Source organism: Streptomyces sp. BPTC-684 (assembly GCF_030028635.1).
GTDB lineage: Bacteria > Actinomycetota > Actinomycetes > Streptomycetales > Streptomycetaceae > Streptomyces > Streptomyces noboritoensis.
Window position 1 is genome coordinate 1,621,423 of the sequence record NZ_CP124863.1, and the last position, 21,160, is coordinate 1,642,582.

Below are 21,160 nucleotides of genomic sequence, written 5' to 3' on the forward strand. Positions count from 1 at the left end.
CTCCAGTCGACCATGGGAGAAGGCGCGACCGCCAGCCGGAGCGCCGCCCGCTCTGCTAGATTGGTCTATACCACCCTGGTTAGTTTACGTCTCCAGATCGGCAGGCCCACGTGGAAGTTGTCATCGTCCCGGACGCCAAGGCGGGCGGCGAGCTCATCGCGGAGTCCATCGCGGCACTGTGGCGCCGCAAGCCCGACGCCCTGCTCGGCGTGGCCACCGGCTCGACCCTGCTGCCCATCTACGACGCGCTGACGGCCAAGGTCGCGGCGGGTGCGGTGGACGTGTCGCGGGCCTGGGTCTGTCAGCTCGACGAGTACGTCGGGCTGCCGGTGGGGCACCCCGAGTCCTACCGCGCGACCGTGATCCGCCAGGTCGTGGAGCCGCTCGGGCTCGGCGCGGACTCGTTCATCGGGCCGGACGGCTCGGCGGCGGACGTCCAGGCGGCGTGCGAGGCGTACGACCGGGCGCTGTCTTCGGCCGGGGGCGTGGACCTCCAGATCCTGGGGATCGGCACCGACGGGCACATCGGCTTCAACGAGCCGTGCTCGTCGCTGGCGTCCCGTACCTGGATCAAGACGCTGACGGAGCAGACGCGGGTGGACAACGCGCGCTTCTTCGACGACGACATCGAGCAGGTGCCGCACCACGTGATCACGCAGGGGATCGGGACGATCCTGGAGGCGCGGCATCTGGTGCTGCTGGCGACGGGTGAGGGGAAGGCGGAGGCGGTGGCGGCGACGGTCGAGGGGCCGGTCGCCTCTGTCGTGCCCGCCTCGGCGCTTCAGCTGCACCCGCATGCGACGGTGGTGGTGGATGAGGCTGCTGCGTCGAAGCTGAAGCTTGCGCACTATTTCCGGCACACGTACGCGAACAAGCCGACGTGGCAGGGCCTGTGGAGCCCCCACCCCGCCCCTTCCCGCCCCTCCGGGGGTGGGAGGGGCCGGGAGGTGACGCGGGGGCGGGGCCCCGGACCCCGTTCGTCTGCGGATCGTGCTGGTTTGTGCGCAGTCCCCGCGCCCCTAGCCACCTAGGGGCGCGGGGAACTGCGCGGCCAGCCCCCACTGGCTCGCAGCCGGCGGACCCGGCCGCCCGCCAGAGGGCTTTAGGGAAGGGGTGGGTGGGGGTCAGGGCCCGGCGGCCGCCCGGCCGCAGACCCGCGCCGCCCCGTGCGTGGCGATGTGCACAGCACCCCGCGCCGCAGCCTGCGGCACCCCCATCTCGATCACCGCCGTGTCGGGCCGCGCCGAAAGCAGCGCGGACAGGGCCGCGGACATCCACGGGTGCCGGTGCTCGTCGCGGACGACGGCGACGATACGGCGCGAGCCCGCCGCGGCCAGGACCGCGGCCGGATCCGCCGACGGACCGTACGTACCCGTCGACGTCCCCGGCAGCAGAGCGGACAGACCCGCCGCCACCCCCACGGTGTCTCGTCCCCGACCGCGATGTTCGCGACGGGGTGAAGGAAGCCACGTAGGGCGGGGACTGCAGCGGCGCGGCCGAACCCGTCACCCGCAGCGCACGCCGCGCCGCCACCAGGCCGATGTCGGAACCGGGCGCGGTCCCCTCCTGCTCCTCCGCGCCCGGCCCCGCCACGTTCCCCCTGGCCTGCCGCGTCCAGGACGCGAGGGCGCGTACCTGGGCCGCCGCGTCGGCGAGGCGCGACTCGGGCAGTTCACCGGCCCGTACCGCCGCGACCAGCGCGTCCGCAGCCGCAGCACGGTGTCCTCGTCGGCCAACCCGCCGCCGACGCACAGCGCGTCGGCACCGGCCGCGATCGCGAGGACCGAGCCGCGCTCGATCCCGTACGTCGAGGCGATGGCCTGCATCTCCACGGCGTCGGTGACGATCAGCCCGTCGTAGCCGAGTTCCTCGCGCAGCAGTCCGGTCAGGACGCGCGGGCTCAGCGTCGCCGGGCGGGTCGGGTCGAGCGCGGGAAGAAGGATGTGCGCGCTCATGACCGACTTGGAGCCCGCGGCGATCGCGGCGCGGAACGGCACCAGTTCACGGGCGTGGAGCGTGTCGAGGTCCACGTCGATGCGCGGCAGCGCGTGGTGCGAGTCGACCGCCGTGTCGCCGTGGCCCGGGAAGTGCTTGGTGCAGGCGGCGACCCCGGCGGCCTGCAGCTCCTCGATGTACGCGGCGGTGTGCCGCGCCACGAGCTGCGGGTCGGCGCCGAAGGACCGTACGCCGATGACCGGGTTGTCGGGATTTGAATTCACGTCCGCCGACGGGGCCCAGTTGAGGTCCACCCCGCAGGCCGCCAGGCGGCGGCCCAGCTCGTGGGCCACCGCTCGGGTCAGGTCCGTGTCGTCCACCGAACCCAGCGCCAGGTTGCCCGGGAACGACGAGCCCGTACGGACCTCCAGGCGGGTGACGTCCTCGCCCTCCTCGTCGATGGCCACCAGGACGTCGTCCCGCTCGGACCGCAACTGGGCGGTCAGCGCGGCCAGTTGGTCGGCGGTGGCGATGTTGTGGCCGAACAGGCCCACCGAGGTGAGGCCTTCGCCGATCCGACGCAGCAGCCAGTCGGGGGCGGTGGTGCCGACGAAACCGGGCTGCAGGACGGTCAGGGCGTCGCGCGTGAGTGTGTCTGTGCTGCGTGCGATCGTCGTCATGAGGCGGCGTTATCCCTTCACTGCGCCGGCCGTCAGACCCGCGGCCATCTTGCGCTGGACGAGGAGGAACAGAGCCACGATGGGGACGGCCATCATGGTGGAGCCGGCCATCATGGGGGCGAACTCGGTGCCGTGCTGGGTGGTGAAGCTGGACAGCCAGACGGTGGCGGTCTGGTGGTTCTGGCTCATCAGCATCAGGGCGTAGAGGTATTCGTTCCACGCCTGGATGAAGCCGTAAACCGAGGTGGCCACCATGCCCGGGGCCAGCAGCGGGAAGACCACGCGGATGAAGGCGCCGGTGCGGCTGCACCCGTCGACCATCGCCGCCTCCTCCAGCTCCTTGGGGACGTTGACGATGAAGCCGCGCAGCGTCCAGACCGTGAAGGGGAGGATGAAGGTGAGGTAGGTGAGGATCAGCCCGGACAACTTGTCGTACTGACCGAGGTCGTTCAGGAGCAGGAAGACCGGGATGATCATCGCGACCAGCGGGACCATCTGGACCGCCAGGATGCCGACGATCACGATCTTGCGGCCGCGGAAGGCGAACCGCGAGATGGCGAGCGCCGCGAGCAGGCCGACCACGATGCCGATCAGCACGACGACGACGGAGACGATCAGCGAGCGGCCGATCGAGCCCCAGAAGTCACCGATGTCCAGCGCCCGGCGGAAGTTCTCCAGGGTGAAGGACCGGGGGAAGAAGTGCGGGCTCCGGTCGATCACGTCCTTGGCGGGCTTGAGCGCCGTGTTGAGCATCCAGTAGACCGGGAAGCCCGCGGTGGCGAAGACCAGCAGGCCGAGCAGGTTCCAGCCGAGCTTGGACTTCTTGCGCTTGGGGCGCGCGAGCGCCTGGGTCGAGGTAGCCATCGGTTACTCCACCTCTCCGATCTTCAGCATCTGGCGCATGTACACGGCGATCACACCGAGCAGCAGCAGCACGGTGAGCAGCGCGATCGCGGAGCCCTGCGAGTAGTCGTTGACCACGAACGCCTTGTCGTACGAGTACGTGGTGAGGAGCTGGAACTCGGGCTCGGGGTGGTTGCCGCGCATCACGAAGACCTGCGGGAAGACGCCCATGTCCCAGATGACCGAGAGCGTCGCCAGCATCACGATGATCGGCTTGAGGATCGGCAGGGTGACGTGCCGGAACACGCCCCAGGCTCTGGCGCCGTCGAGCCGCGCGGCCTCTTCGAGCTCCTTGGGGACCTGGGTGAGGCCCGCGCTCAGCGTGATGACGACGAACGGCACCGCGCCCCAGACCACGAGCAGCATGATGACGGCGAGGCCCTGGGTGCCACTGGCGAACCAGTTGTGGCCGACCATGTCGACTTCCGGCACCTGGCTGAGCAGCCAGTTCAGTACGCCGAAGTCACCGTCGAACATCCACTTGAAGATGGTGATGCGACGACGATCGGCATGCCCCAGCTCGCCACCAGGGCGATGTTGACGAGGGTCTTCACCCAGCCGGAGACCTGCTGGAGCAGCAGGGCGATCAGCATGCGAGCACCATGGTCAGCACGACCGCGGTGAAGGCGAACAGGACCGTACGGACGACGACGGTCCAGAACTCGCCGTCGCTCAGGACGTTGGTGAAGTGTCGAAGCCGACCGACTCGGGGTCCTTGAACCCCCAGAGCTGCGGCTGGCCGAACTTCTGGAAGGACAGGGTGACCAGGCGTACCAGCGGATAGCCCAGTACGAGGGCGAGCGCCAGGAGGCAGGGGGCGAGCAGCGCCCAGGGCACGGCCGCCTGTCCCGCACTGCGCTTTCTGCCCGGTCCCTTCGGGGGCTTCCCGGATCCCCACCCGGTCGGGGTCGCGCTGCGCCGGCGGCACCTTGGCGGTGGTTGTCCCTGCGGCACTCATCGCGCGCTCCTACGGTCCCTCTCCGGTAGTGGCCGGGCGAGGGCCCCGTCGCTGTCCGACGGGGCCCTCGCCCACAGGTCACTTGGTGTTGATGACCTTGTCGATCGCGGCGTCCGCGTCCTTCGCCGCCTGCTCGACCGACTTCTTGCCGGTGCCGATGGCCTGCAGCATGTCCTGGAGGACCTTGGCCTTCTCGACCTGGCCCCAGCCCGGCGCCATGGGCACGAACCAGCTGGACTCGGCCGCGGTGGCCGCGACGGCCGTCTTCGGGTCCGACTTCAGCGGAGCGAGGGCCGTCTTGTTGTTGGGCAGGTTCTGCTTGGCGATCAGGCCCTTCTGGCCCTGGGTGCCGGTGAACGCGTTGATCCACTCGGCCGCGAGCGCCTGCGCCTTGGACTTGACCGGGACGGCCAGGTCGGAGCCGCCGAGGAAGACCGGCATGGCCTTGCCGGACGGGCCGGGCATCACGAACGACTCGAGCTTGTCGGTGAGCTTGCCGACCTTGTCGTTCTCGGGCAGGCGGCGCTGCCACCCTCCCAGGCGGCGCTGAAGATCAGGCCGGACTTGCCCTGGCCGTAGACGATCGGGCGGTCGGCCTCGTCCTTCGTCTTGTCGCCGTGCATGTACTTGCCGAGGATGTTCTTGTACTCGTTCAGACCCTTGAGGGACTCCGGCGAGGACAGGTTCGCCTTGAACTTGCCGCCGTCCTCCTTGGCGATGGAGCCGCCGGCGTCGTACACGTACGACATGGCCGCGTACCAGTCGCGGGTCGGCTGGTACCAGGCGCTGAACTTGTCGCCCTTCTTCTCCTGGATCTTGTCCAGGTCGGCGGTCAGCTCGGTGTACGTCTTCGGGGCGGCGGTGACGCCGGCCCCGGCGGCGATGTCCTTGCGCCAGGTCGCCGTGCGGCCACCGGCGTAGTAGGGGACGCCGTAGGTCTTGCTGTCGTACGTGACCGAGGCCTTGAGGCCGTCGAGCCAGGCGGAGGAGTTGTCGAACTTCGACGGGTCGATCTCGGCGAAGGCGCCCTGACCGAGTAGGCGAGCATCTCGGTGTTGCCCATCTCGACCACGTCGGGGGCCTTGTCGGTGGCGAGCACCGCGTCGAGCTTGGCGTTCTTGTCCGGCCAGCCGTAGTACTCGTGGTTGATCTTCAGGCCCGGGTGCTTGGCGACGATCGCGTCGTCGGCCGCCTTGACCAGGTCCGGCCAGTTCTTCTGGGCGTCGACCGTCAGCCAGACCGTCAGCGACTTGGCGTCGCCCTTCGCGTCGTCGCCCTTCTTGTCGTCGTCGCCGCACGCCGCGATGCTGACCAACATGCCCGCGACGCCGATCGCCGCGATGAGCTTGCGCTTCACGCCACCCTCCTCAGGGATGCTGCAACCCCCGCCCACCGCGAAGCCATACGACGTGTACTGCCTGTGGGGCTGGACCTGGTCTTTAATGGTTTAGACCAGTACCGGGAGCTTGGCCTAGACCTTTAGGGGTGTCAAGGGTGTATAAGAAGGGCTGTCGCGTCCGTTATCGGACCGACACCAGAGGGAGGGCGACGACCCGTGACCGGTCCGTGCCACCATGTGAGCCGCGACAGACGGAGGAGCCGGTGACGGCAGCAGCGCAGCACTCGGGAAGGCGGGCCATGACCACCGACGGGAGCGGTACGGAGACAGAGGCGGGCGCCGGCGCCCGTACCGCTCGCGTGCCCAAGTACTACCGCCTCAAGAAGCATTCCTCGACATGACGGAGACCCTTCCGCCGGGCACCCCGGTGCCGCCCGAGCGCACCCTGGCCGCCGAGTTCGACACCTCCCGCACCACCGTGCGCCAGGCCCTCCAGGAGCTGGTGGTCGAGGGGCGTCTTGAGCGCATCCAGGGCAAGGGCACGTTCGTCGCCAAGCCCAAGGTCTCCCAGGCGCTGCAACTCACCTCCTACACCGAGGACATGCGCGCCCAGGGCCTGGAGCCGACCTCCCAGCTCCTGGACATCGGCTACGTCACCGCCGACGACACACTGGCGGGGCTGCTCGACATCGCGGCGGGCGGCAGGGTGCTGCGCATCGAGCGGCTGCGGCTGGCCAGCGGCGAGCCGATGGCGATCGAGACGACCCATCTGTCGGCCAAGCGCTTCCCCGCGCTGCGCCGCTCGCTCGTCAAGTACACCTCCTCTACACCGCCCTCGCGGAGGTGTGCGGGGTGCAGCTCGCCGAGGCCGAGGAGACGATCGAGACGTCGCTCGCCACCCCGCGCGAGGCCGGGCTGCTCGGCACGGACGTGGGCCTGCCGATGCTGATGCTCTCCCGCCACTCCCTGGACGGCGACGGCGAACCGGTGGAGTGGGTGCGCTCGGTGTACCGGGGCGACCGGTACAAGTTCGTCGCGCGGCTGAAAAGGCCGACGGACTGACATAGCCGGAAATAGCCTCCGGCCTGCACCGACTTCCTTCGCCACGTCCGCTATCCGGACGGGGTGTTGCGACGGTTATCCGTCCCCTGGATTTCCTGCGCATTACACAGGTGAAGTGAGGGGACGGAGCCAACGTATGCCGGAATCAACGCAAGAGCGGAGACCGGTGATCACGCCCGCGCGCGTGGTCATCGCCCTCTGCCTGATCGCGCCCTTCGTGGCGATGCTCTGGGTCGGTTCGTACGCGAAGGCCGACCCGGCCCTCGCCGGGATCCCGTTCTTCTACTGGTACCAGATGCTGTGGGTGGTCATCTCGACTGCGCTCACGATGCTCGCGTACAAGCTGTGGCAGCACGACCAGCAGGGCCGCAAGGCGGGTGAGGGCAAGTGACTCTCGCAGCCAACGACGGGGTGAACGGCGTCGCGCTCGGCGTCTTCATCTTCTTCTTCCTGGCCGTCACGGTCATCGGCTTCATGGCCGCCCGCTGGCGCCGCGCCGAGAACGAGCAGAGCCTCGACGAATGGGGGCTCGGCGGCCGCTCGTTCGGCACCTGGGTCACCTGGTTCCTGCTGGGCGGCGACCTCTACACGGCGTACACGTTCGTCGCGGTTCCGGCGGCGGTGTACGCGGCGGGCGCGGCCGGGTTCTTCGCCGTGCCGTACACGATCCTCGTCTATCCGCTGATCTTCACGTTCCTGCCCCGGCTCTGGTCGGTCTCGCACAAGCACGGCTATGTGACGACGTCCGACTTCGTGCGCGCCGGTTCGGCTCCAAGGGCCTCTCGCTCGCGGTCGCGGTCACCGGCATCCTCGCCACGATGCCGTACATCGCGCTCCAGCTGGTCGGCATCCAGGCGGTGCTCGACGTGATGGGCATCGGCGGGTCGGGCAACTGGTTCGCCAAGGACCTGCCGCTGCTGATCGCGTTCGCGGTGCTCGCCGCGTACACGTACTCGTCGGGTCTGCGCGCCCCCGCGCTGATCGCGTTCGTGAAGGACACGCTGATCTACATCGTCATCCTGGTGGCGATCATCTACATCCCGATCAAGCTGGGCGGCTTCGACGACATCTTCGCGGCGGCCCGGCACAAGTTCGAGACGCCCAACGCGCCCGGGAAGCCCACGGGCGCGCTCGTGCCCCCGAGGCCGGGCAGTGGACGTACGCCACGCTCGCCCTCGGCTCGGCGCTCGCGCTCTTCATGTACCCGCACTCGATCACGGCGACCCTCTCCTCCCGCAGCCGCAACGTCATCCGCCGCAACACCACGATCCTGCCGCTGTACTCGCTGATGCTGGGCCTGCTCGCGCTGCTCGGCTTCATGGCGATCGCGGCCGGGGTCAAGGTCAAGAACGGCCAGCTGGCGATCCCGCAGCTGTTCGAGGACATGTTCCCGGACTGGTTCGCGGGCGTGGCGTTCGCCGCCATCGGCATCGGCGCGCTCGTCCCGGCGGCGATCATGTCGATCGCGGCCGCGAACCTCTTCACCCGCAACATCTACAAGGACTTCCTCAAGCCGAACGCCACGCCGGCGCAGGAGACCAAGGTCTCCAAGCTGGTCTCGCTCCTGGTGAAGGTGGGCGCGCTGGTCTTCGTCCTGACGATGGACAAGACGGTCGTGATCAACTTCCAGCTGCTCGGCGGCATCTGGATCCTGCAGACCTTCCCGGCCCTGGTGGGCGGTCTGTTCACCCGCTGGTTCCACCGCTGGGCGCTGCTCGCGGGCTGGGCGGTGGGCATGGCGTACGGCACGCTCGCCGCGTACGGGGTCGCCTCGCCCACCCAGAAGCACTTCGGCGGCAGCTCCAAGGAGATCCCCGGCATCGGTGAGATCGGCTACATCGGCCTCACCGCGTTCCTCCTGAACGTCGCCACCACCGTCGTCCTCACGGTCGTCCTGCGAGCCGTGAAGGCCCTCGACGGCGTCGACGAGACGTCCCCGGAGGACTACACGGCGGACGCGGGCGACCCGGGCGTACAGACGAAACTCCCGGCGGCGACACACTGACGCAAGCCGCAGAAAAACCGGCCGCCGGTGAAACCCGGCGGCCCGTTCCTGGGGAATGCCCACGACCGCCAGAAGGTTCGGTCTACGGCGCTCCCAACCCCCTTGAGGGCGCGGGGGTGTGACATGTGCGGCTCCGCCGCGTGGGCGCGACCAGCCCAAGACGGCCCGCAGTCAACCGACTACCCAGCAACACAACATGTGGGGGCACCACACAGCCCGGCACAAGATGTATGCTCGTGCTCGCTGTCGCCGCAGGGGAATCCGGTGCAAATCCGGAACTGTCCCGCAACGGTGTACTCGTACGCATTTGCGTACCTGGTCAGTCCGAGGACCTGCCGACAGCGCGCCCTGGCCGTCCGGCCCGGGTGCCAGACGTCCAGGCCTCGCGGAATGGGCAGTGGACGCGGCGTACCCCCGAGGGGGTGTGTCCGTGTGCCCGCACCTCCCCAAGGCCCCGTGCCGAGCGAGTGCCCCCACGTGACCATCGCCCCTGCGGATCCCGCCTCAGCGATCGCCGAAGAGCCGGCCGATGCCCCCGGGACCGCCCTGCTGCGGACCCTGACCGACCTCACCGCCGATCTGCCGGACACCGACCCCGGCCGTGTCGCCGCCGCCGCGCTGCGCGGCCGCAACGCGCGCTCGGACGAGGCGGAGCTGCGTGGGCTCGCCACCGAGGTCGCCGCCGGTCTGATCTCCGAGGACCCGGCGTACTCCCGCCTCGCCGCCCGGCTGCTGACGCTCACGATCGCCGAGGAGGCCGCGACCCAGGGCTCGGTCTCGTTCTCCGAGTCGGTCGAGGTCGGCCACCGCGAGGGCCTGATCGCGGACCGCACCGCCGACTTCGTACGGCTGCACGCGGCCCGCCTGGACGCGCTGGTGGCGGACTCCCTCGCGGACGGCGCCGACGACCGCTTCGGCTACTTCGGCCTGCGCACGCTCTACTCGCGCTACCTGCTGCGGCACCCGATCACCCGCATGGTCATCGAGACCCCGCAGCACTTCATGCTCCGGGTCGCGGCGGGCCTGGCCGAGGACGACTCGGTGCGCGCGCTCGACGAGGTCGCCTCGCTGTACGGCCTGATGAGCCGCCTCGACTACCTGCCGTCCTCCCCCACGCTCTTCAACTCCGGCACCCGCCACCCGCAGATGTCCAGCTGCTACCTGCTGGACTCGCCGCTGGACGAGCTGGACTCGATCTACGACCGCTACCACCAGGTGGCCCGCCTGTCGAAGCACGCGGGCGGCATCGGCCTCTCGTACTCCCGCATCCGCTCGCGCGGCTCGCTCATCCGGGGCACCAACGGCCACTCCAACGGCATCGTCCCGTTCCTGAAGACGCTGGACGCCTCGGTCGCGGCCGTCAACCAGGGCGGGCGGCGCAAGGGCGCGGCGGCGGTCTACCTGGAGACCTGGCACTCCGACATCGAGGAGTTCCTGGAGCTGCGCGACAACACCGGTGAGGACGCCCGGCGTACGCACAACCTGAACCTGGCGCACTGGATCCTGGACGAGTTCATGCGCCGCGTGGACGCGGACGGCACCTGGTCGCTGTTCTCCCCGCCGACGTGCCCGAGCTGGTCGACCTGTGGGGCGACGAGTTCGACGCCGCCTACCGCAAGGCCGAGGCGGCCGGTCTCGCCCAGAAGACCATCCCGGCCCGGGACCTGTACGGCCGGATGATGCGCACCCTGGCGCAGACCGGCAACGGCTGGATGACCTTCAAGGACGCCTCCAACCGCACCGCCAACCAGACGGCGGAGCCGGGCCACACGGTCCACTCCTCCAACCTCTGCACCGAGATCCTCGAGGTCACGGACGACGGCGAGACGGCCGTCTGCAACCTCGGCTCGGTCAACCTCGGCGCCTTCGTCCTCGCCTCCGGCGAGATCGACTGGAAGCGCCTGGACGAGACCGTCCGTACGGCCGTGACCTTCCTGGACCGGGTCGTCGACATCAACTTCTACCCGACCGAGCAGGCCGGCCGCTCCAACGCCAAGTGGCGTCCGGTGGGCCTGGGCGCGATGGGCCTCCAGGACGTCTTCTTCAAGCTGCGCCTGCCCTTCGACTCCCCGAGGCGAAGGCGCTCTCCACCAAGCTCGCCGAGCGCATCATGCTCACGGCGTACGAGGCGTCCCGCGACCTCGCCGAGCGCTCGGGCCCGCTGCCCGCGTGGGACAAGACCCGTGCCGCGCGCGGCGTGCTGCACCCCGACCACTACGACGTCGAGCTGAACTGGCCGGAGCGCTGGGCGGCGCTGCGCGAGCGGATCGCCTCGGTGGGCATGCGCAACTCGCTGCTGCTCGCGATCGCCCCGACCGCGACCATCGCGTCCATCGCCGGTGTCTACGAGTGCATCGAGCCGCAGGTCTCCAACCTGTTCAAGCGCGAGACGCTGTCGGGTGAGTTCCTCCAGGTCAACGGCTACCTGGTGGAGGACCTGAAGAAGCTCGGCGTGTGGGACGCGCAGTCCCGCGAGGCGCTGCGCGACGCCAGCGGCTCGGTGCAGGACTGCAGCTGGATCCCGGCCGACGTGCGCGCGCTCTACCGCACGGCGTGGGAGATCCGCAGCGCGGCCTGATCGACATGGCGGCGGCGCGCCCCGTTCCTGGACCAGTCGCAGTCGCTGAACCTGTTCCTGGAGACGCCCACCATCGGCAAGCTGTCGTCGATGTACGCGTACGCCTGGAAGCAGGGTCTGAAGACGACGTACTACCTGCGCTCGCGCCCGGCGACCCGGATCGCCCGCGCCGCCCAGGCCACCGCCCCGATCCCCGTCCAGCAGGCGGCCCCCGACGCCGACGCGATCGCCTGCTCCCTTGAGAACCCCGAGTCCTGCGAGGCCTGCCAGTAATGAGCTCCACCGAAAAGAACCTGCTCGACCCGGGCTTCGAACTGACCCTGCGTCCGATGCGCTACCCGGACTTCTACGAGCGCTACCGGGACGCCATCAAGAACACCTGGACGGTGGAGGAGGTCGACCTCCACTCCGACGTCGCCGACCTCGCCAAGCTGTCGCCGGGCGAGCAGCACATGATCGGCCGTCTGGTCGCGTTCTTCGCGACCGGCGACTCGATCGTGGCGAACAACCTCGTGCTGACGCTGTACAAGCACATCAACTCCCCCGAGGCGCGGCTCTACTTGAGCCGTCAGCTCTTCGAGGAGGCCGTGCACGTCCAGTTCTATCTGACGCTGCTCGACACCTATCTGCCTGACCTGGACGACCGCGCGGCGGCGTTCGACGCGGTCGAGAACATCCCCTCGATCCGCGAGAAGGCCCAGTTCTGCTTCAAGTGGATCAACGAGGTCGAGAAGCTGGAGCGCCTGGAGACGAAGGCCGACCGCCGCCGCTTCCTGCTCAACCTGATCTGCTTCGCGGTCTGCATCGAGGGCCTGTTCTTCTACGGCGCCTTCGCGTACGTGTACTGGTTCCGCAGCCGCGGTCTGCTGCACGGCCTCGCCACCGGCACCAACTGGGTGTTCCGCGACGAGACGATGCACATGAACTTCGCCTTCGAGGTCGTGGACACCGTCCGCAAGGAGGAGCCGGAGCTCTTCGACGACCAGCTTCAGCAGCAGGTCACCGACATGATCAAGGAAGCGGTGGAGGCCGAGCTCCAGTTCGGCCGCGACCTGTGCGGCGAGGGCCTGCCGGGCATGAACACCGAGTCGATGCGCGAGTACCTCCAGTGCGTCGCCGACCAGCGCCTCCAGCGCCTCGGCTTCGCCCCGGTGTACGGCTCGTCGAACCCGTTCTCCTTCATGGAGCTCCAGGGCGTCCAGGAGCTCACGAACTTCTTCGAGCGCCGCCCGTCCGCGTACCAGGTCGCGGTCGAGGGCTCGGTGGGCTTCGACGAGGAGTTCTAGTCTTTTAGGGGCGCGGGGAACTGCGCGACAAGCCCCACCGGCCCGCAGACGATCTAGAAAGAAAGGGGCCCCGCACCAGAAGGGTGCGGGGCCCCTTTCAGCGACCGGAAATCAGGCGTTCGGCACAACCTCGTACCGAGGCGTACCCTCCGCCATCTGCTTCAGCGCATCCTTGCGATCCCGCTTGGAGAGCCGGTCGATGTACAGGTACCCGTACAGGTGGTCCGTCTCGTGCTGCAGGCACCGCGCGAAGTAGCCCGTGCCGCGCACCGGATCGGGTTGCCCTCGGCGTCCTGGCCGCTGACCACCGCGTAGTCGGGGCGGGCCAGCTCGGCGTAGGCGGTCGGAACGGACAGGCAGCCCTCGTTGGACTCGTCCAGGACCCGGCGGTCGGCCGGCAACTCCTCCAGGACCGGGTTGCACACGACGCCGACGTGGCGCACGCCCTCGTCGTCCATGCAGTCGTAGACGAAGACCTTGAGGTCGACACCGATCTGGTTGGCGGCCAGGCCCACGCCCTCGGCGGTGCGCTGGCTGGCGAACATGTCGTCGATCAGCGCGGCGAGCTCGTCGCCGAACTCGGTGACGTCCTTGCACTCCTTGTGCAGCACCGGGTTGCCGACGACCGTGATCGGCCGGGACGTGCCCCGCGCGCGGTACGCCTCCTCGCGCTCCTCGCAGTCCTCCGTGTCGACGACGAACCCGTCGTTCTCGACCTGCTGGTCCGTCTCCTGCTGCGACATGTCCGCCGTACGCCTTCCTGAAAAACCCGATTCCCAACCCGTACAGCCTACGGGCAGGGTCAGCAGACTTCTTCGAGATCCCGCCACTCGCGGCTGTCCAGGCTGTCCGCGACCCAGCCGTCGAGCAGGCCGCGCACCGGCCGGGCGGCGCCGCGATGCCGCACTCGCGCTCGGGCACCCACAGCTCACCGGCCGTGCGGTGGCCCAGCGGGCCCGGGTGGCCCGGCTCGCTGTGGTCGTGCGGGTCGAGGTGCTCGCCGTCGCCCTCGTCGCTGGGCATCCGCGACTCCGAGCAGGCCCGGCACAGCAGCCGCACCGACGAGGACCAGTCCTCGGCGGCGAAGCCCGCGTCGGCCGCGAGCCGCTCAAGCGCGTCCCGGTCGGCCTCGGTGGCCGCCTCCAGGAGCACCACCCAGGTGGGCACCGGCGAGGGCGCCCAGAGCTCGATCTCGTCGAAGACCGGGAAGGAGGGCCCGGCCGCGACCGTCCGCTCGCCGTGCGGCACCCCGTCGTGCAGGACCACCTCGCCCCAGCGCCGCCCGGAGGACGGCAGCGGGATCGACAGGACCTCGATCCGCGCAGGGTCGAGCCTGCGGCCCCACACCACCTCGGCCTCGCCCTCGGGCGAGAGCCGCACGGCCGCGCTGCCCAGCTCCATGCCGGACGGCTCGCCGGTGCCGGTGGCGGTCTCCTGGTAGCCGCGCACCTTGAGGCCGTACGCCTGCCAGGCGCGGCGGGCCAGCGGCCAGTCCTGGAGCGCGGTGGCGGCGATCCCCACGTTCCACCAGTCGGGGGCCCCGGTCTCCTTGTCGAGCAGCGCGACGGCCCGCAGGCCGCGGCCCGCGCCTGCTCCCAGTCGTGCCGGAACTTGTGCAGCAGCGCCAGGTTGAACCAGGACTCGGAGAGCCACGGTTCCAGGTCCGCGGCGCGCGTCAGCAGCGCGCCGGCGTCCTCGTACCTGCCGTCGCCGATCAGCGTGAACGCACGGTCCGTGGCCTGCCGCCACGAGGCGGAGGGCCGGTGCCGTCCCTTGCCGAAGATCCTCACGATTCCCGCCTGCCCAGACCGGCCTGCCTCCGAGCCGGTCTTTCGGTCTCCCAGTTTTCTGGGTTCTTTCGCATCCAACCATGCCCGGCCGGAAGGCCGCTCGGTACTCCTGGGTTACCCAGGTGCCACCAGGGTCAGACAGCCCCTGGCCAGGACGCGTGCGAGTGATTCGACGACCTCGGGCTGGTAGTCCCGGCCGGTTCCGAGGCGCAGCTGCTCCAGGGCGCTCAGGAGCCCCGGGGCCGCCCGGGGAGCCCGCCAGGTCGTCGTAGGCGTTGACCGCGCGCACGATCCGGGCGGGCAGCGGCTGCTCGCGGTACGGGTCGGCCTGCCGCTCCACGATCACCGCGACCTCGGCGGGCACCCCGGTCTGGCGCACCACGGCCCCGCCGAGCAGGGCTATCCGGCGCTGCTCGGCGGCGGGCAGCGGCGCGGTGGCCCCGGCGGCACCGGGTCCACCAGCGAGAGCTGCCCGATGTCGTGCATCAGGGCCGCGTACTCCAGGACGGTCAGCTCGGACTCGGAGAGCCCCAGCTCGCGCCCCACGGCCCGGCTGAGCACCGCGACCCGGCGGGCGTGGCCCGGCTGGGTGTACCCGGCGATCTCGGTGGCGCGGGCGAGCGAGGTGATGGTCTGCCGGTAGGTGGTGCGCACCGCCGCGTACCGCCGCAACGCCAGCTGGGTGAGGAGCAGCGGCACGCAGAACAGCGGCAGCGCCCACAGCCCCGCCACCGCGACCGCGAGCGCGATGACGGCCCCGGTGGCGCAGACCGCCGAGCCGACGCCGACCAGCGCGCGCAGCTCGTCGCGCAGCAGCGGGCCGTACGGGAAGGAGGTGCGGGCCCGCAGCAGCGCGGCGGCGACGACCGCGTCGCACAGCGCGGTGAGCACCAGGACGAGGAGCAGGAAGAGCGCGTAGTACGGGCCGTGCCCGACCCGGCGCTCCAGGGTGCCGGAGTTGTAGAGCGGCTGGAAGCAGGCGGCGGCGAAGGCGACGGTCAGCACCCGCCGGGCCACCTGGTCCAGGGTGGGGCCGCGGCCGAGGGCCACGTGGGGACGGCGCCGACCAGGGCGGCGGCGAGGACGACGGCGACGGCCTCGAGGACGCCGTGGTGGGTGGCGTGCCCGGCGTTCTGGCCGAGCAGGGCGTACGCGAGGGCGCCCGCCGAGCCGAGCGGCGCGGACTCCCGCTCCTCACCCGGGGAGCCCCAGCGGACCAGCTCCCCGACCGCGACGAGAGTCCCGAAGGCGAGCGCGACACCGGGCTCGTCGACCCCGTACCAGAGGGTCCGGGCCAGCGCCCAGACGGTGAGCGCGGCGGCGGCCCCGTAGACCCCGGCGACGGTGACCGGCAGCGGACGCGCCCCGGCCCGTCTCATGCGTGCCCGGCCGGGGCGGCGTCGCAGGCCGGGACGTTTCCGCTGCCGGCTCCGCCGCCCCGGTCCGGCTCGTCCGCCGTCACCGCGGGGTGCCAGCCGTGCCGGTCGAGCGCGCGCGCCAGCGCCCGCACCATCGCGGGGTCGAACTGGCGCCCGGCGCACCGCTCCAGCTCCTCGACCGCCGCCCCGACCGGCCGGGCGCGGCTGTAGGAGCGGGTCGAGGTCATCGCGTCGAACGCGTCGGCGACGGCGACGACCCGGGCGAACTCGGGGATCTGGGGACCGGCCAGGCCGTACGGATAGCCGCTGCCGTCGAGCCGTTCGTGGTGGTGCAGGATCGCGGCGCGCGCCTCGCCGAGGAAGCCGATGCCGCGCACCATCTCGTGGCCGTACTCGGGGTGCAGCTCGATCACCGCGCGCTCCTGCGGGGTGAGCGGCCCGTCCTTGCGCAGCAGCCGGGTCGGCACCCCCAGCTTGCCCACGTCGTGCAGGATCCCGGCGAACCGCAGCACCTCCAGCCGGCTCTCCTCCATGCCGAGTTCGCGGGCGATCAGCACGGAGGCGAGGCCGACGCGCTCGCTGTGGCCGCGCGTGTAGGTGTCCTTGATGTCGACGGCCTGCACCAGGGCCCGGATGGTGGCCTGGTGGGCGGCGTGCTCGCGGTGGTACTGGGCGAAGACCCAGCACGAGATGTACATCGGCAGCAGCACCAGGAGGGCGGCGGGCGGGCCGTACGGGCTGCGCCAGAGCACGGCCATCATCAGCCCGGCGAGCCCGTGGACGCAGTACGGGGCCAGGGAGCGCAGGAACAGTCCGCGCCAGGCGGTGCGGGCGGGCAGCCGCTCGGCGGTCCACAGGATCAGCCCGTCGAGCACGGCCAGGACCGCGCAGAAGACCAGCGCGGCGGCCCCGGCGGGCAGCAGGACGTACGGGAAGTCGGGGGCGAGGGCCCCGAGAGCGGCGGCCCCCCCCGAGCCGTCCGTGCACCTCGGCGGCGGCGCCCACGGCGAGCGCCAGCTGGGCGGCGCGCCAGACGCGGCGTATGGACCGGGGCGGCTGTTCGACTGGGCCGAGGAGCGCGCCCGGGACGGCGGCCAGCGCGGCGGCGGCGGGCGGCAGCAGGAACGCGGCGGCGAGCAGGACGGGGAAGAAGGAGCCGGAGCCGGTCGGGACGGTGACCCGGCCTGCGAGGAAGGGGCAGCGCGCGGGCCATTCGCAGAGCGCGTACAGACCGGCGAGCAGCCCGAACGCGCCCCAGGGGATGCTTCCGCGCGCCACGGGTAACACGCACGCCCCGGCGGCCACGACGGCGCCCAACAGAACGGCGCGCGCCCCCAGGGCAGGCTCCGCCGCCGCGGTCCGTCCATGGCACGCCTCCCTCCAGCTCCGGATCGGGAGGATAGGCCCGCGCGGGACGGCGAGTAGGCGCATTGTCGGATTGAACCGTTTCGGTCCCGCCGGATTAGCACCTTCGAGTGACGTGGGAGGAACCTTCGAGAGAGGAAAAGGGCCGCGACCGAGGTCGCGACCCTTCCGTGGAACCGCCGGCGGCTCAGCTCTCGGCGACGATGTCCTGATCGGGCACGGCCTGCCCCGAGCGGATCAGATCGATCCGGCCCATGACCTTGGAGCGCAGGTCGGCGGGCACGTCGTCCGACCCGCAGCACCGCTTGACCAGCTTCTTCACGGCCTGCTCAAGCCCGTACTTCTCCAAGCACGGCGAGCATTCCTCAAAATGCACCTCGAACTTGTTGCAATCACTGTCGGGCATCTCGTGGTCGAGGAACTCGTAGAGATGGTCCAGGACCTCAGAGCAGTCCGTCTCGTGCGGCTCTCCGCAGCTCATGAGCCCGAGCCTTTCGCTTCGTCCGACTCGCCGGCGCCGGCCGGGACGAGCCCGCGGTCACGGGCGTAGTCCTCCAGCATTCCGCGCAGTTGGCGGCGGCCCGGTGCAGCCGGGACATCACCGTACCGATGGGTGTACCCATGATGTCCGCGATCTCCTTGTACGCAAAGCCCTCTACGTCCGCCAGATACACGGCGATACGGAACTCCTCGGGGATCGCCTGGAGCGCTTCCTTCACGTCGGAGTCGGGCAGGTGGTCCAGCGCCTGCGACTCGGCCGACCGCAGTCCGGTCGACATGAGCGACTCCGCGCGCGCGAGTTGCCAGTCCTCGATCTCCTCGGCGGCGCTGCGCTGGGGTTCGCGCTGCTTCTTCCGGTACGAGTTGATGAAGGTGTTGGTGAGAATCCGGTAGAGCCAAGCCTTGAGGTTCGTCCCCTCCCGGAACTGGTGGAAGGATCCGTACGCCTTCGCGTAGGTCTCCTGCACCAGGTCCTCGGCATCGGCCGGGTTGCGCGTCATGCGCAGCGCGGCCGAGTACATCTGGTCGAGGTAGCCGAGGGCATCCCGCTCGAAGCGCGCGTTTCGCTCGGCGGTCGACTCTTCCACGTGGCCGTCGTCGGTCCCTGTGACCGGACCCACCTCCTCGAACGCTGTTGCGGGTCCGAAGCTGGACCAGCTCGAATCGGAGGATAGACGACGATCCGGTCCGCCCGCCGCTCGAATAGGAGCGGTCTTGGCCGCCGACAGCACCGTCCACTCGAGGTCAGCGGCGCGCGAGCGGCTGGGGCAGATGGTCGAACCCATGCGACGGACTCCCTCTCCACGAAATACCAGGCCTACGGATGTTTACGTCCGTCACAACAGCGGCCCGGTACGCGGCATTCCCTAGAGCGTGTCGGCCCACTGCCCGACGCCTTCGGTGATGATCCCGAGGGCGTCCTCCTGGCTGAGGGAGGCTCGCTTGGGGACGGCGAACCCGTGGTCACCGAAGGGCACTTCGATGAGCCCGTAATTACCGTGATCACCGTCCGGGAACTCCCCGGGCCGCCCGAAGGGATCGTTCCCGCCCTGTACGACCAGGGTGGGTACGCCGGCGCCGAGCAGCTCGTCCGCGCGGGACTTCTCAGGGCGGCCGGGCGGGTGGAGGGGAAGCTCAGCGCGAGGACGGCGTGCGCGCCGAGCTCGGCGGCGGTGCGGCGGGCGACCCGTGCCCCGGCGCTGCGTCCCCGGCGACGATGGGCAGCCCCTCCGCTGCGAGGGCGGGCCATACGCCCCGCCACCCCACGTCGAGCGTCTTGGGCGCGGGCGCCACTTTCTTCCCGGCCACGCGCCAGGGCTGCTCGACGAGGGCGACGCTCACGCCCCGGCCGGGCAGCGCGGCGGCAATGGCCTGAAGATCACGGGCTTCGATGCCACCGCCGGCACCGTGTCCGAGAGCGAGCACCAGCCGCGCCCCCGCCGCCCGATACCAGGTGATCCGGGCGGCCCGGGGGGGGTCTCGATGAGATGGGTTTGAGTCACAGGTCCATGGTGCCGGGCATGGGGTTCGCCTGCGGGTGGGTGGGGGCTGGTCGCGCAGTTCCCCGCGCCCCTAAAAGCGCCCCTCCGGGGCGCCCCCGGATGCCGCGCAGCGGCATTTCAAGGGCGCGGGGAACTGCGCGACCAGCCACCGACGGCCCGCAGACGAACGGGGCCGGGGCGCAAGCCCCGAAAGTGCAGGGCGCAGGCCCCCCCAGGCGTCCGGGGCGTAGCCCGGAGAGCCCCTCCACCCCACCCACCCCGGAGGGCCAGGTGAAGGGGCGGGGTGGGGCTAGAACAGCGTCGGCTCCTCCGGTGCCGCCCGTTCCTCCACCAGCTCCGGCCCGTTGTTCCGGACATTGCTGACCGCCGTCGAGACGGCGTACGCCCGCATCAACCCCTCCGGCGGCGCCGACAGCAACCCCCGCACCTCCTCCACCGAGGAGAGAGACGGATCCAGCCAAGATGACCACCGAGCACGCGGCAGCATCGCGGCATCCGAGGATGGATCGCCGCCAGCGACGACAGGCCCTCCGCCGGAGCAACCCCCAGCGGCCCCGTCTCCGCCTCCGTAGTGATCACCGAACACGTAGCCCACCACGCCCCCGGATGGTCGTCCGGCAGCGACCGGTCGCGCCAGAACTCGTACAGCCCGGCCATGGCGAACACCGACCCGTCCACCGGCGAGATGAAGTACGGCTGCTTGCGCGCCCGCTTCTTCTTCCCCTCGACCTCCAGCTCCCGCTCGTCCGCCCCGGTGACCCACTCGTAGTAGCCGTCCGCCGGGATGATGCAGCGGCGGGCCGCGAAGGGCCGGCGGAACGACGGCTTCTCGTGCACCGTCTCCGCCCGCGCGTTGATCATCCGCGCCGCCCCGTCCGGCGAGCTCGCCCAGGACGGCACGAGCCCCCACTTCAGCTTGCGCAGCTGGCGAACCGGACGGCGGTCGTCCGCGTCTTTCAGTGGACGCTCCAGGACCGCGTAGACCTCTTTGGTCGGGGCAACGTTCCAGTCGGGCGCCAGCGTCTCCTCCGGATCCCGGTCCCACTTCTCTATTTCGAAGATTTCCGCGAGATCCTCGGGCCCACGACTCGCTGCATACCTACCGCACATGACCGTCACACGCCACGCGGCAGCCGATCCAGAGGAGCCGTCCCGGAAATGGCCGACGAAATGCCCGACCTGCACATCTTCGGCACCCAGGCCGCACCCGCCCAGTGGCTGGTTCTCGTCACCGGGATAGCCGCCCTCGCCGTCGTCCTCCCGCACGGCGTCTGGCGGATCTCGCGCAACGCGATCACCATCGCCCACGAGGGCGGCCACGGCCTGGTCGCCCTGCTCACAGGCCGCCGCCTGGACGGCATCCGGCTGCACTCCGACACCAGCGGCCTCACCGTGAGCCGGGGCCGCCCGACCGGCCTCGGCATGATCCTGACCGCCGCCGCCGGCTACACCGCTCCCCGCTGCTCGGCCTCGGCGGCGCCTGGCTGCTCGCCGCCCACCACGTCACCCTGCTGCTCTGGCTCGCCACCGCCCTGCTGATCGCGATGCTGGTGATGATCCGCAACGCGTACGGCGTGCTCACCGTGGTCCTCAGCGGCGCCGCCTTCCTGCTGGTGTCCTGGCTGACCTCGCCCGATGTGCAGTCGGCGTTCGCGTACGCGGTGGTGTGGTTCCTGCTGCTCGGAGGCGTACGGCCGGCCTTCGAGCTCCAGGGCAAGCGTCGGCGGCACAACAGCGGAGACTCCGACGCCGATCAGCTGGCGCGACTCACGTCCGTACCACCGGCGCTCTGGCTGTTCCTCTTCCACGCCGTCTCGATCTGCTCGCTCATCGGCGGCGGACGGTGGCTGCTCGGACTCTAGGTTCTCCCCCACTAA

The 21,160-nt window shown here is 70.5% G+C and carries 5 protein-coding genes, 15 pseudogenes and 1 riboswitch; of the genes and pseudogenes, 8 read left to right on the forward strand and 12 right to left on the reverse strand.

Annotation, left to right across the window (positions count from 1 at the left end; all coding sequences use genetic code 11):
* Window positions 1-110 precede the first annotated feature (110 nt).
* Window positions 111-893 (forward strand): annotated as a pseudogene (gene nagB, locus QIY60_RS07135) (glucosamine-6-phosphate deaminase); the annotation flags it as partial.
* A gap of 231 nt (window positions 894-1,124) precedes the next feature.
* Here the strand turns inward: nagB and QIY60_RS07140 are convergent.
* The 4 genes and pseudogenes from QIY60_RS07140 to QIY60_RS07155 all read right to left on the reverse strand — a co-directional run bounded on the left by QIY60_RS07140 (window position 1,125) and on the right by QIY60_RS07155 (window position 5,833).
* Window positions 1,125-2,615: pseudogene (locus QIY60_RS07140) on the reverse strand (glycoside hydrolase family 3 protein).
* A 9-nt stretch (window positions 2,616-2,624) separates the two neighbouring features.
* Window positions 2,625-3,479, reverse strand: a complete 855-nt coding sequence (locus QIY60_RS07145) for a carbohydrate ABC transporter permease (RefSeq protein ID WP_283141671.1) — start codon at window positions 3,477-3,479, stop codon at window positions 2,625-2,627.
* Between the two features lie 3 nt (window positions 3,480-3,482).
* A pseudogene (locus QIY60_RS07150) lies at window positions 3,483-4,476 on the reverse strand (sugar ABC transporter permease).
* Between the two features lie 78 nt (window positions 4,477-4,554).
* Window positions 4,555-5,833, reverse strand: a pseudogene (locus QIY60_RS07155) (extracellular solute-binding protein).
* Window positions 5,834-6,114: 281 nt separating this feature from the next.
* Between QIY60_RS07155 and QIY60_RS07160 the strand changes: the two are divergent.
* From QIY60_RS07160 to QIY60_RS07185, 6 genes and pseudogenes are all read left to right on the forward strand, one after another.
* Window positions 6,115-6,877, forward strand: a pseudogene (locus tag QIY60_RS07160) (GntR family transcriptional regulator).
* A 136-nt stretch (window positions 6,878-7,013) separates the two neighbouring features.
* Window positions 7,014-7,268: a DUF3311 domain-containing protein gene (locus tag QIY60_RS07165; protein ID WP_190090063.1), complete on the forward strand. Its 255-nt coding sequence runs from the start codon at window positions 7,014-7,016 to the stop codon at window positions 7,266-7,268.
* 20 nt (window positions 7,269-7,288) lie between these two features.
* Window positions 7,289-8,882 (forward strand): annotated as a pseudogene (locus QIY60_RS07170) (sodium:solute symporter family protein).
* Window positions 8,883-9,095: 213 nt separating this feature from the next.
* Window positions 9,096-9,237, forward strand: a riboswitch (cobalamin riboswitch).
* Between the two features lie 35 nt (window positions 9,238-9,272).
* A pseudogene (locus tag QIY60_RS07175) lies at window positions 9,273-11,538 on the forward strand (ribonucleoside-diphosphate reductase subunit alpha); the annotation flags it as partial.
* A gap of 12 nt (window positions 11,539-11,550) precedes the next feature.
* Window positions 11,551-11,733, forward strand: coding sequence for a hypothetical protein (locus QIY60_RS07180; protein WP_283146145.1), 183 nt, complete (start codon window positions 11,551-11,553; stop codon window positions 11,731-11,733).
* Window positions 11,733-12,746 carry a ribonucleotide-diphosphate reductase subunit beta gene (locus tag QIY60_RS07185; protein WP_283141672.1) on the forward strand — a complete coding sequence of 338 codons (1,014 nt, stop codon included), beginning with the start codon at window positions 11,733-11,735 and terminating at the stop codon, window positions 12,744-12,746. The genes QIY60_RS07180 and QIY60_RS07185 overlap by 1 nt, the downstream gene beginning before the upstream one ends.
* Window positions 12,747-12,857: 111 nt before the next feature.
* Here QIY60_RS07185 and def read toward each other — a convergent pair.
* The 8 genes and pseudogenes from def to QIY60_RS07225 all read right to left on the reverse strand — a co-directional run bounded on the left by def (window position 12,858) and on the right by QIY60_RS07225 (window position 20,393).
* Window positions 12,858-13,489: pseudogene (gene def, locus QIY60_RS07190) on the reverse strand (peptide deformylase).
* 59 nt (window positions 13,490-13,548) lie between these two features.
* Window positions 13,549-14,536, reverse strand: a pseudogene (locus QIY60_RS07195) (hypothetical protein).
* A 114-nt stretch (window positions 14,537-14,650) separates the two neighbouring features.
* Window positions 14,651-15,915, reverse strand: a pseudogene (locus QIY60_RS07200) (HD domain-containing protein).
* Window positions 15,912-17,253 (reverse strand): annotated as a pseudogene (locus QIY60_RS07205) (HD-GYP domain-containing protein). Before QIY60_RS07205 ends, QIY60_RS07200 begins: the two co-directional pseudogenes overlap by 4 nt.
* Before the next feature lie 214 nt (window positions 17,254-17,467).
* Window positions 17,468-17,761 (reverse strand): mycothiol system anti-sigma-R factor, encoded by a 294-nt coding sequence (rsrA, locus tag QIY60_RS07210; protein ID WP_283141673.1) that lies wholly within the window; start codon window positions 17,759-17,761, stop codon window positions 17,468-17,470.
* Window positions 17,758-18,566 (reverse strand): annotated as a pseudogene (locus tag QIY60_RS07215) (sigma-70 family RNA polymerase sigma factor). Before QIY60_RS07215 ends, rsrA begins: the two are co-directional and overlap by 4 nt.
* Before the next feature lie 81 nt (window positions 18,567-18,647).
* Window positions 18,648-19,283 (reverse strand): annotated as a pseudogene (locus tag QIY60_RS07220) (alpha/beta family hydrolase).
* Between the two features lie 289 nt (window positions 19,284-19,572).
* Window positions 19,573-20,393 (reverse strand): annotated as a pseudogene (locus QIY60_RS07225) (SOS response-associated peptidase).
* 48 nt (window positions 20,394-20,441) lie between these two features.
* Between QIY60_RS07225 and QIY60_RS07230 the strand changes: the two are divergent.
* Window positions 20,442-21,145, forward strand: a pseudogene (locus tag QIY60_RS07230) (M50 family metallopeptidase).
* Window positions 21,146-21,160: the final 15 nt, after the last annotated feature.